Source organism: Microbacterium sp. (genome assembly GCF_047972865.1).
Taxonomy (GTDB): Bacteria; Actinomycetota; Actinomycetes; order Actinomycetales; family Microbacteriaceae; genus Microbacterium.
This window is the reverse complement of the sequence record NZ_JBKEAY010000020.1, coordinates 1-11,017: the sequence shown is the minus strand read 5'-3', so window position 1 is coordinate 11,017 and position 11,017 is coordinate 1. Positions and strand designations below refer to the sequence as shown.

Here is an 11,017-nt window from a genome sequence, read left to right as displayed (position 1 = left end):
GTGCGTGCGGGTCGGATGACCGGCATCCGATTCTACGGGATACGCCGCCGACCGCAGATTCGGTGAGTGTTCGTGGATTCGGATGCTGGGGCGCGGCCGGGTCCGAATCCGGCGACGACATCCGAATCCGTGAGCCCGGGGAGCGCGGTCAGCCGTCGGCGGCGCCGGCGATCACGTCGAGCAGCAGCTGCGTCGCACGCGCGTACCCGGCGACACCCTCACCGACGACGTGCACCACCGCGACATCGGCCACGTAGGAGTGATGCCGAAAGGGTTCACGCTCGTAGACGTTCGAGATGTGCACCTCGGCCACCGGCAGCGACACGCCGCTGAGCGCGTCGCGCAGCGACACCGACGTGTGGGTCAGCCCGCCGGGGTTGATGACGATCCCGGCGCAGTCCCCCCGCGCCTCGTGGATGCTGTCGATCAGGACGCCCTCGTGGTTGGACTGCACCGCCCGTACCTGCACGCCGCGGGCGGCGGCGGTCTCGGTCACCAGACGCTCCACGTCGGCGAGGGTCTCGTGCCCGTAGATCGCCGCCTCTCGCATGCCGAGCAGATTGAGGTTCGGACCGTTCACGAGCAGCAGACGTCGGGGAAAGGTCACCACAGAACTCTACCGACCGCCACAGCGCGCACCGGCCGAACCCGCGTCGTCACTGGCTCACTTCCTGGTAGGCGGCGAACAGCAGCGACTCGTCGGGTGCCTGCAGCACCGTCGGTTTGGCGATGTCGTCGAGCACGATGAACCGCAGCATCCCGCCGCGGGCCTTCTTGTCGCGCTGCATCGTCGCCAGCAGTTGCGGCCATGCCCCGGCCCGATACGATGTCGGCAGTCCGAGTGAGGTGAGGATGCCGCGGTGGCGCTCCACCGCCGCGTCCGAGAGCCGGCCCGCCAGCCGTGACAGTTCCGCCGCGTACATCATGCCGATCGAGATCGCCGCGCCGTGCCGCCACCGGTAGCGTTCGGCGTGCTCGATGGCGTGGCCCAGCGTATGCCCGTAGTTGAGCACCTCACGCAGGCCCGCCTCGCGCAGGTCCTCCCCCACGACCCGGGCCTTCATCTCGATGGCCAGCTCGATGCAGCGACGGAACGCGTCGGAGTGGCGGTCGACGACCGCCGCGGGATCGGTCTCGATCAGATCGAGGATCTCGGGGTACCAGATGAAGCCCGCCTTGACGACTTCGGCGAACCCGGCGACGCGCTCGTTCGCGCTGAGCGAGTCGAGCAGATCGAGGTCGCAGATCACGGCGCGCGGCGGCCAGAACGCCCCGACGAGGTTCTTCCCCTCGGCCGTGTTGATGCCGGTCTTGCCGCCCACTGCAGCATCCACCATGCCGAGCACCGTCGTCGGCACCTGCACGACGGCGACCCCACGCAACCACGTCGCCGCGACAAAGCCGGCGAGGTCGGTGACCGCCCCGCCGCCGAACCCGACGACCGCGTCGGTGCGGGTGAAGTCGGCCTGTCCCATGATCTGCCAGCAGAACGCGGCCACCTCGACGCGCTTGCCCTGTTCCGCGTCGGGCACCTCGGCCAGCAGCACCTCGCGGTCGCCGCACAGGGTGGCACGCAACTGCTCGGCGCGCTCGGCGAGCGTCGGCGGATGCACCACGAGCACCTTGCGCGCGGCGGCCGGCAGGGCATCGCTCAGGTGCGGCAGGACACCTCGCCCGACCGTCACCTCGTAGGGGGTCTCCCCCGCCACCGGGATCACCGTGCGGTCGCTCATCGCGTCTCCTCCGTGTGTTGTGCCCAGTCGACGACCGCGTCCACGACGTCGCTCAGCGGACCCTCGGACGTGTCGAACATCACGTCGGCCAGTCGCTCGTAGAGCGGGCGGCGCTGCTCCCACACGGCGCGCCAGCGGGCCAGCGGATCGTCCGACTGCAGCAGCGGACGGGTCGAGCCACGGATGCGGGAGGCGATGCGCTCCGGCGCGACCGTCAGCAGCACCACCCGATGCCGGGCCAGGTCGGTCTGCGTGCCCGGATGCAGCACGGCTCCACCGCCGAGCGCGATCACCCCGCCGTCAGCGAGGTGTTCCGCCACGATCTGGCGCTCCAGCGCGCGGAAGTGGTCCTCGCCGTGAGCGGTGAACACGTCCTCGATCTTGCCGTGCGCGCGCACGAACGCGACATCGGTGTCGACGAACCGCTCGCCCAGACGGCGGGCCACGCGTCGGCCCACACTCGTCTTGCCGGCCCCCATCGGCCCAATGAGGACGACTCCCGCCGCACTCATCCGAGCGCGTCGTCGCTGGCGCCGGTCGTGCGCCGCGTGTCGGGGATCGCCGCGAGGTAGCCGTCGAGATTGCGCCGGGTCTCGGCGACGCTGTCGCCGCCGAATTTCTCCAGAACGGCCTCCGCCAGCACGATCGCGGTCATCGCCTCGGCGACCACACCCGCGGCCGGCACGGCGCACACGTCCGAGCGCTGGTGGTGCGCGGTGGCCGCGTCGCCGGTGGCGGTGTCGATCGTGCGCAGCGCGCGCGGCACCGTGGCGATCGGCTTCATGCCCGCGCGCACGCGCAGCACCGTCCCGGTCGACATGCCGCCCTCCGTGCCGCCGGCGCGGTCGCTGGCGCGGGCGATGCCGTCGTCGGTGACGAACAATTCGTCGTGGGCGGCAGAGCCGCGGCGGCGGGTCGTCTCGAACCCGTCGCCGATCTCCACGCCCTTGATCGCCTGAATGCTCATGAGCGCCCGCGCGAGTTTCGCGTCGAGCTTGCGGTCCCACTGCACGTGCGAGCCGAGCCCGGGGGGCACGCCGTAGGCGAGCACTTCGACGATGCCGCCGAGCGTGTCGCCGTCCTTCTTGGCGGCGTCGACCTCGGCGACCATCGCGGCCGATGTGCCGGCGTCGAAGCACCGCAACGGGTCGGCATCGAGCGCGTCGACGTCGTCGGGGGTCGGCAGCGCCGCACCGTCCGGCACCTGCACCGGGCCGATCGAGAGGGTGTGGCTGACCAGACGGATGCCGAGCTCGCCGAGGAACGCGCGCGCGATGGCACCGAGAGCGACGCGCGCGGCGGTCTCGCGGGCGCTGGCGCGCTCCAGGATGGGCCGGGCCTCGTCGAAACTGTACTTCTGCATGCCGACCAGGTCGGCGTGACCGGGCCGCGGACGGGTGAGCGGGGCACCGCGACCACGGGATCTGTCGGTCAGTTCCACCGGTTCGGCGCTCATGACCTCGACCCACTTGGGCCACTCGGTGTTGCCGATGCGCACCGCGATCGGGCTGCCCAGCGAGAAGCCGTGGCGCACGCCGGTCGAAATCGTCAGCTCGTCCTCTTCGAACTTCATGCGCGACCCGCGCCCGTAGCCGAGCTTCCGGCGCGCGAGATCGGCCTGGATCGCGGCCCGGGAGACCGGGACGCCGGCGGGAAGACCCTCCATGAGGGCGACGAGTTCGGGGCCGTGCGATTCGCCGGCCGTGAGCACGCGGAGCATTGCTCTATCCTTCCACGAGCGCGCGACGCATGACGTCGATGACGGCGGGCTCATCGGGGAGCGCGCGACCGGGGTCCCCGGTGGAGAAGATGCGCACCTGACCGACCGCCTGGTGCAGCAGCATCCCCAGTCCGTCGACCGCGTCCCCGCCGACGCGATGCCACGCGCGGGCCAGATCGGTGGGCCAGTGGCCATAGACCACATCGAGCAGCAGGCCGCCGGCCGCGGCGAGCGGTTCGGCCACGGCGGCACCGACCGGAGTGCCGCCGGGGAGGGCCGCGACGGTCACCTCGACCGGTTCCGGGGTGGCGGAGAGCGGATGCGCACGCACGCGCAGGCCCAGTTGCTCTCCCAGTTCTCGCAGCGGACGCGCGCGCCCCGCGTTGCGGGCGGCGATGTAGACCGTGCTCACACCGATCCGATGCAGGGCGACCAGCGCCGACGTCGCCGTGGCGCCGGCCCCGACGATGCGGGCGGTGTCGTGGGAGGTGATGCCGCGCTCGGTCAGTGCGGTCGCCAGTCCGTAGACGTCGGTGTTGAAACCGTGCGGACCGTCCGGGGTGAGCAGCAGCGTGTTGGCGGCTCCGGTCAGTTCGGCATCGGGATCGCGTTCGACCGCGGCCTCATACGCGACCGCCTTCAAAGGGAACGTCAGCGACAGACCCCGATGCCGCGCGTCCAATCCCGTGAGGGTCGCCGCGAACATCCCCATCGAGACCTGGCGCCGGCCGTAGCTCCAGTCCCGGCCCAGGAGGGCGTACGCGGCGCGGTGCATGCGGGGCGAGAGGCTGTGCGCGATCGGATCGCCCCAAACCTCCAGAGCGGTGGGCTCACTCACAGTACGACGCGTTCTCGGAGTCGGAGCACCACACGTCGAGTTGTTCAACGGCGGCGAGGTGCTGCTCGTACGTGTCGGAGAACGCCGTCTCGCCGGTGCGCAGGTCGACCGCGACGAAGTAGAGCCAGTCGCCCTCGGCGGGATCGATCGCCGCGGCGATGGCGTCTTCGCCGGGGTTCGAGATGGGACCGACCGGCATGCCCTCGTGCACATACGTGTTGTAGGGGTTCGACGCGTCGGCGCGCTCTTCCGGCGTGGTCCAGACGGTGCCGGTCGTCCCGGCTCCGTACGCCACGGTCGCGTCGGACTGCAGCAGCATCCCGTCCGCGACGCGGTTGAGGAAAACTCGCGCGATCTTGCGCATGTCCTCGGTGTCGGGACCGGATTCCTTCTGCACCAGCCCCGCGAGGGTCAACACCGGGAGGCTCTCCTCCGGTGTGACGCCGAGCCCGCGGAGCCGAGCGAAGGTCTCGTCGACCATGCGCTGCAGCGCCTCGGTCGCCGTGACCTCCGGGGCGAAGGTGTACGTCGCCGGGAACAGATAACCCTCGATGCTCGGCGCCTCGGCGGGGACGCCGAACTGGGTCGCGTCGGCGGCTGCCGACGCGAGTTCTTCCTCGTCCAGCCCGGTGCCGGCGGCGATCGCCCCCACCACCTGACTCGTCGTCATCCCCTCGATGACCAGCACGGTGTTCTCCCGCTTGTTCGCGGGGTCCTCCAGCGCGTTCAACGCGGCGGACGAACTCATGCGCTGTTGCAGCGCGTACACCCCGGGCTGGAACGTGGGATCCTGCCGGGTGGAGATCAGGTACTCGTAGAACGCGCCCGCCGTCTTGGTTACGCCCGCCTCGAACAGGGTGGTAGAGATCGACTCGCCGGTGTCGCCGGTCACGATCGTGACCACCGCCTCGCCGGTGGCCAGCCCGTCCTCGTAGTCGCGCGGCTCGGTCCAGCCGAACAGTTCGCGCAGCGGCTTTTCGTAGGTGTTCCACACCCACAGACCGCCGGCGACCAGCGCGCCCAGCATCGCGAGGACGATCATCAGCGCCACCCACTTGGCGACGCGGCTCTTCTTGGCGTCGCGATCGTGCCGCGACGCCGGCGCGCCCGGGTCGGTGGCGGTCTCGGCGAACAACACGTCGATGCTCGCCGGGCGTGACGGCGCACGCGTCCCCGTCGCCCCCGGCGCAGGCGCCTCCGCGGCGCGGGGTGCGGGTGCCTCCGCCACGTCGGGCGCGGGGGTCTCCGCGGCACGGGTCGCGTGAGCGGCGGCTTCCGCCGCGGCTCGCCGAGCACGGCGGCTCCCGGGCGCCGGCTCGTTCGAGTCCATCGGAGGGTTCTCGGGCATCAGCTCGGCTCCTGCACAGGGTTGAGAAGCTCACCGGCAGGCGTCCCGGTCGACTTCTCCACGTCGATCGCCTGCTGCAGCAGCACCACCGCAGCAACCTGATCGACCATCTTACGAGACGACCGCTGCGACCGCCCCGATGCGCGCAACGCAGCGTGCGCGGACACCGTGCTGAGGCGTTCGTCCACCAGCCGGATCGGCCGATCGGATGCCGCGGCCAGGTGCGCCGCGAACATCCGGGCATCCGCCGTCGACGCGGTCTCGTTGCCGCTCAAGCTCACCGGCAGGCCGACGAGCACCTCCATCGCCTCGTATTCCTCCGCCAGCGCCGACACCCGCCGCACCGACGCGTCGTCGCGCGGGACGGTCTCCACCGGTACCGCAAGCAGCCCGTCCCGGTCGCAGCGCGCGACCCCCACCCGGGCCGACCCGACATCCACGCCGAGCCGCACACCGGAGCGAAAGCCCGTCACGCGCCGGCCACCGCCGCGGCCACCGCCGCCAGCGCGGCCGGGATGGCCGACTCGTCAGTGCCGCCGCCCTGCGCGACATCGTCTCGCCCGCCGCCTCCGCCGCCGAGCACCCCGGCTGCCGCCTTGGCCAGCGCGCCGGCCTTGGCGCCGGCGGTCCTCGCTGCGTCGTTGGTCGCAACGATCACGAACGCTCGACCTCCAGTCTCGCCCGCCAGCGCGACCACTGCGGCGTCCGAGCCGAGCCGGTCGCGCACCTGCACCGCGAGCGTGCGCAGGTCATCGGCGCCGGGAACCGACCCCAGCGACTCGGCCACGACGGTGACTTCGCCCGCCCGCTGCGCACGGGCGACGAGGTCGGGGATGCGTTCACCGAGCGCCTTCGCCTCAAACTGCGCGATCCGCTTCTCGGCCGCCTTCAGGTTCGCCGCGAGCTCGGCGATGCGCGCCGGCAACTGCTCGCGAGGTGTCTTCAGCGACGCCGTCAGCTGCGAGACGATCGCGCGTTCCGCGGCCAGCTCGCGGAACGCGTCCGCACCCACGAGCGCCTCGACGCGACGGTTGGACGCACCGACCGATGACTCACCGACGAGCGAGACCAGTCCCACCTGCGCGCTCGAGCGTACGTGCGTGCCGCCGCACAGCTCCCGCGACCACGGCCCGCCGATGTCGACCATCCGCACCCGGTCGCCGTACTTCTCGCCGAACAACGCCATGGCGCCCAGCTTCTTGGCCTCCGTGAGCGACAGTTCCCGGGTGACGACCTCGAGGTCGTCGCGGATGGCGGTGTTGGTGATCTCCTCGATCTCCGACCGGGTGGCCTCCGACAGCGCTTGCCCCCAGGTGAAATCGAAGCGGAGGTACCCGGCCCGGTTCAGCGAACCGGCCTGCGTCGCGCTGCCGCCGAGCGTGTCGCGCAGCGCCGCGTGCACGAGATGCGTGGCCGAGTGGGCCTGCTGCGCGGCGCGCCGGTTCACGGCATCCACGACCGTCGTCGCAGGTTGACCGACACCCACCTCGCCCGACGTCACCGCCACGGTGTGGCTGACCAGGCCCGGGACCGGCCGCTGCACATCGAGCACCTCGAGCTCATACCCGGGACCGACGATGACGCCTCTGTCGGCCACCTGTCCGCCCGACTCGGCGTACAGCGCGGTCTCGGTCAGGACCACCTCGGCGATCTGGCCCGTTGCGGCCCGGACGGCGGGCTGACCGTCGACCAGGATTCCGAGCACCGTCGATTCGGTCTCCAGATCGGTGTAGCCCGTGAAGACCGTCTCTCCCTTCGCGCGCAGGTCGCTGTAGACGCTCAGGTCGGCCAGCGCGCGCTTGCGGGACGCGGCATCCGCCTTCGCGCGCGTGCGCTGCTCCTGCATGAGGGTGTCGAAGGCGGCGCGGTCCACACTCAAACCCGCCTCTTCGGCGACCTCAAGGGTGAGATCGACCGGGAAGCCGTACGTGTCGTGCAGCAGGAACGCCTCGGCGCCGCTGATGGCCCCGGTGCCGGCGCGACGGGCATCGGCCACCGCGAGGTCGAGGATCTGCGACCCGGCGGCGAGCGTGCGCAGGAACGTCTCCTCTTCGGCGATGGCGTACTGCGAGATGCGCTGCCAGTCGGTCTCCACCTCGGGGTATGCGCTCTTCATCGCGTCGCGCGACACCGCGAACAGCTCGGAGAAGGTCGGCGCGTCGACGCCGAGGAGGCGCATCGCGCGGATGCTGCGTCGCATCAGCCGGCGGAGGATGTACCCGCGGCCTTCGTTGGACGGTGTGACGCCGTCGGCTAGCAGCATGAGCGAGGATCGGACGTGGTCGGCGATGACCCGGAAGCGCACGTCGTCGACGTGCTCGACGCCGTAGGGCCGGCCCGACAGCTCCACCGCGAGGTCGAGCACGGGGCGGACCTGGTCGATCTCGTACATGTTCTCGACACCTTGGGTGAGGAAGGCGACGCGCTCCAGACCCATCCCGGTGTCGATGTTCTTGTTCGGCAGCTCGCCGACGATGTCGAAGTCGACCTTGGAGCGCACGTTGGCGATCGCGTCCTGCATGAACACGAGGTTCCAGATCTCGGTGAACCGGCTGTCATCGACGGCCGGACCGCCGTCGCGCCCGTAGGCCGGCCCGCGGTCGAAGGAGCTCTCCGAGCCCGGTCCGGCAGGTCCGGGCTGACCGGTCGACCAGTAGTTGTCCTCACGCCCCATCCGCTGAATGCGTCCCGCGGGGACGCCGGCGACCTTCTGCCAGAGCGCGGCGGCCTCGTCGTCATCCTCGTAGACGGTGACCCAGAGGTCCTTCTCGGCGAAGCCGAGGCCGCCGTCGGCCTGCGGACTCGTCAACAGCTCCCAGGCGTAGCCGATCGCTCCCTCTTTGAAGTAGTCACCGAACGACCAGTTGCCGAGCATCTGGAAGAACGTGCCGTGGCGGGCGGTCTTCCCGACCTCTTCGATGTCGTTCGTGCGAATGCACTTCTGGTTGTCGACCGCGCGCGGGTACGGCGCGGGAACGGTTCCGTTCAGGTACGGGATGAACGGGACCATTCCGGCGATCGTGAACAACACCGACGGATCGGGGCTGACCAGCGACGCGGACGGGACGACGGTGTGGCCGTTGTTCTCGAAGAAGGAAAGGTAGCGCTGCGCGATATCCGCAGTTCTCATGGGGTGGGTCCTCGGGCGTGCAGAATCGAGCCCCGCGGGGTGGAGCCGATCGGTGGGTCAGTCGGTGGCTGGTTCGGCAGTGGCCTGGCGCACATCGTCGGCGAGTCCTTCGATCCGCGACTCCTGCGCACGGTACGCCTCGCCGATGCGATCGGTGAACTCGGTGATGCGCGCATCGACCTCGGCCATCAGTTCGTGTCCGCGTGGGTCCCTGTCGATGAGGTGAGCGACGACGAATCCGCCGGCGATGCCCAGCAGGAACCACAGCGCGTTCTTCATGGACTCCATGTTAGGTGCAAACGCCACGGGGGCGCCGGGACGAATCCCGACACCCCCGTGCGCGATGGGCGTTACCGCGCCGCGTAGTACTCCACGACGAGCTGAACGTCACAGGTGACCGGCACCTCGGCGCGCTTGGGGCGACGCACGAGACGGGCCTGGAGCTTGTCGAGCTCCACTTCGAGATAGGCGGGAACCGGGGGCAGCACCTCGGCGTGCCCGCCGGCGGCGGCGACCTGGAAGGGCTCGAGCGACTCGCTCTTCTCCTTCACGTGGATGAGCTGACCCGGCTTCACGCGGAACGACGGACGGTCCACGAGCTGACCGTCGACCTTGATGTGGCGGTGCACGACCAGCTGGCGGGCCTGGGCCGTGGTGCGGGCGAAACCGGCGCGCACGACGAGGGCGTCCAGGCGCATCTCGAGCTGCTCGACCAGGTTCTCACCGGTCAGGCCGTCCTTGCGGCGGGCTTCGTTGAACTGGATGCGCAGCTGCTTCTCGCGGATGCCGTACTGCTCGCGCAGGCGCTGCTTCTCGCGCAGCCGGACGGCGTAGTCGCTGTCGGCCTTGCGCTTGGTGCGACCGTGCTCACCGGGAGCGTAGGGACGCTTCTCCAGGTAGCGGGCGGCTTTCGGGGTGAGGGCGACGCCGAGCGCGCGCGAGAGGCGCACCTTGCGGCGGTCCTGGGACTTCGTGACCACGAAGATTCCTTCCGGTACGCGGCCGTGACTGTCACGACTCGCGGACGTATCTCCCGCTCCGCTCCCTGACCGGACTGCACGCCGGGGCACGCCGGAAGGTCTTGATCAGCGGAGGGGGATGCCCGAAAACTCGGTTTCGAGCCGGTCCAGGCTATCAGATCCGCGGGTTCGCGCCGGGCGAGGCGAGCTGTTGTGCGAGGTCGAGGATGCCGTCGGGGTAGAAGGCCGGTGCATCGGGCGCGGCAAGGGCATCCAACGCGTACCAGCCGACCGTCGTGTCGGCATCGAGCACGGGCAAACGGGCACTCAAAGGGAGGGCTTCGAGGCGCGCACTTCGCACGCCGAAGACGTGGACGATCTCGTGGCCGGGGTGCGCGGCATCCGCGAAGATGTTCTCGGTCACGCCGAGCAGCCGCACCTCGTCGGCATCGACGCCGAGTTCTTCGTGCAGTTCGCGCCGCATCGCGGTTGCGGCGGGCTCGCCGAAGCGGATGCCGCCCCCCGGCGCCCGCAGGAACGGTGCGCCGCCCGCAAGCCCCGGGTATTCCTCGCACAGCACGTACCCGTTCCGTACGATCAGTGCGACGACGATGCTGCGCACCCGCCGCAGCGGCGCAAGATCAGCCGCGTAGGCCTCGATCGCCCGGCGATAGGCGGGAAGTCTTCCCGCAAGGGCGGTGAGCGCAGTGCGAAGCGCGACCCGCGCCTTGTCGTCGTCGTACTGCGCGAGCGCGAGGAACGCCTGCGCGGCGTCGGCGTGCGGATCGTCCGCCGACACGCCCTGCAGCAGGCGCATCGCCCCTGAGGCGTCATTGACGTTGCGCAGCGAACTCGCGAGCTGGATCGTCGCGAACGTGCGCAACTCCCCCGAGAGCCCACCGTCGAGCGCGGCGCGGTACAGCGGGATCGCCTCCGCCTCCTCGCCCAAGAAGTCATGCAGCGACGCGCGTTCGAACGGCACCCGCGGGTCGCCGACCGCCAACGGCCGCAGCAGCGCGTCGAGCGCGCGCCACATCTCCTCCGGGCGCGTGTCATCGGCATCCGCCCAGAAGGCGTCGATCCGTGCGTCGATGTCGTCGGTCATCCGCCCATCGTCGCATCCCGATCCTGGCGAAGCCCGCTATCCGCGGCACAGGAGAAATCACCGGTACAGGACGATTCGCGCGGATTCATCCTGTCTTCGTGATTTCTCCTGCCGTGACGCGCCTGCGGGGCGGAGTCGGCTCCTACCCGCTGAACAAGAGGGTGCGGCGTCGAGCACTGTCTTA

At 70.4% G+C, this 11,017-nt stretch carries 11 protein-coding genes; all 11 read right to left on the bottom strand.

Annotation, left to right across the window (positions count from 1 at the left end):
* Positions 1-148: 148 nt before the first annotated feature.
* The gene (gene aroQ / locus ACK5KK_RS01250) at positions 149-607 is read right to left on the bottom strand and encodes a type II 3-dehydroquinate dehydratase (RefSeq protein WP_416888275.1); all 459 of its coding nucleotides are present in this window, start codon (positions 605-607) and stop codon (positions 149-151) included.
* Between the two features lie 49 nt (positions 608-656).
* Complete coding sequence (aroB, locus tag ACK5KK_RS01245) at positions 657-1,733, bottom strand: 3-dehydroquinate synthase (protein ID WP_416888274.1); 1,077 nt, start codon at positions 1,731-1,733, stop codon at positions 657-659.
* On the bottom strand, positions 1,730-2,245 hold the full coding sequence (locus tag ACK5KK_RS01240) for a shikimate kinase (RefSeq protein WP_416888273.1): 516 nt from the start codon (positions 2,243-2,245) through the stop codon (positions 1,730-1,732). The genes aroB and ACK5KK_RS01240 overlap by 4 nt, the downstream gene beginning before the upstream one ends.
* Positions 2,242-3,453 (bottom strand): chorismate synthase, encoded by a 1,212-nt coding sequence (aroC, locus tag ACK5KK_RS01235; RefSeq protein WP_416888272.1) that lies wholly within the window; start codon positions 3,451-3,453, stop codon positions 2,242-2,244. The genes ACK5KK_RS01240 and aroC overlap by 4 nt, the downstream gene beginning before the upstream one ends.
* A 4-nt stretch (positions 3,454-3,457) precedes the next feature.
* Positions 3,458-4,291, bottom strand: a complete 834-nt coding sequence (locus tag ACK5KK_RS01230) for a shikimate dehydrogenase (RefSeq protein WP_416888271.1) — start codon at positions 4,289-4,291, stop codon at positions 3,458-3,460.
* Positions 4,284-5,639: an endolytic transglycosylase MltG gene (gene mltG, locus ACK5KK_RS01225; protein WP_416888270.1), complete on the bottom strand. Its 1,356-nt coding sequence runs from the start codon at positions 5,637-5,639 to the stop codon at positions 4,284-4,286. The genes ACK5KK_RS01230 and mltG overlap by 8 nt, the downstream gene beginning before the upstream one ends.
* A complete protein-coding gene (ruvX, locus tag ACK5KK_RS01220) occupies positions 5,639-6,112 on the bottom strand; it encodes a Holliday junction resolvase RuvX (RefSeq protein WP_416888269.1) in 474 nt (157 codons plus the stop codon). The genes mltG and ruvX overlap by 1 nt, the downstream gene beginning before the upstream one ends.
* Positions 6,109-8,769 carry an alanine--tRNA ligase gene (alaS, locus tag ACK5KK_RS01215; RefSeq protein ID WP_416888268.1) on the bottom strand — a complete coding sequence of 887 codons (2,661 nt, stop codon included), beginning with the start codon at positions 8,767-8,769 and terminating at the stop codon, positions 6,109-6,111. The genes ruvX and alaS overlap by 4 nt, the downstream gene beginning before the upstream one ends.
* Before the next feature lie 57 nt (positions 8,770-8,826).
* A complete protein-coding gene (locus ACK5KK_RS01210; RefSeq protein WP_416888267.1) occupies positions 8,827-9,048 on the bottom strand; it encodes an ATPase in 222 nt (73 codons plus the stop codon).
* A 71-nt stretch (positions 9,049-9,119) separates the two neighbouring features.
* Entirely contained in the window at positions 9,120-9,749 is a 630-nt protein-coding gene (rpsD, locus tag ACK5KK_RS01205; protein WP_416888266.1) for a 30S ribosomal protein S4, read from the bottom strand.
* A gap of 154 nt (positions 9,750-9,903) precedes the next feature.
* Positions 9,904-10,833, bottom strand: coding sequence for a tetratricopeptide repeat protein (locus ACK5KK_RS01200; RefSeq protein ID WP_416888265.1), 930 nt, complete (start codon positions 10,831-10,833; stop codon positions 9,904-9,906).
* Positions 10,834-11,017: the final 184 nt, after the last annotated feature.

Coding starts and splice junctions, on each gene's coding strand:
- aroB (WP_416888274.1), bottom strand. CDS start 1,733: ATGAGCGACCGCACGGTGATCCCGGTGGCGGGGGAGACCCCCTACGAG.
- ACK5KK_RS01240 (WP_416888273.1), bottom strand. CDS start 2,245: ATGAGTGCGGCGGGAGTCGTCCTCATTGGGCCGATGGGGGCCGGCAAG.
- aroC (WP_416888272.1), bottom strand. CDS start 3,453: ATGCTCCGCGTGCTCACGGCCGGCGAATCGCACGGCCCCGAACTCGTC.
- mltG (WP_416888270.1), bottom strand. CDS start 5,639: ATGCCCGAGAACCCTCCGATGGACTCGAACGAGCCGGCGCCCGGGAGC.
- alaS (WP_416888268.1), bottom strand. CDS start 8,769: ATGAGAACTGCGGATATCGCGCAGCGCTACCTTTCCTTCTTCGAGAAC.
- ACK5KK_RS01210 (WP_416888267.1), bottom strand. CDS start 9,048: ATGAAGAACGCGCTGTGGTTCCTGCTGGGCATCGCCGGCGGATTCGTC.
- ACK5KK_RS01200 (WP_416888265.1), bottom strand. CDS start 10,833: ATGACCGACGACATCGACGCACGGATCGACGCCTTCTGGGCGGATGCC.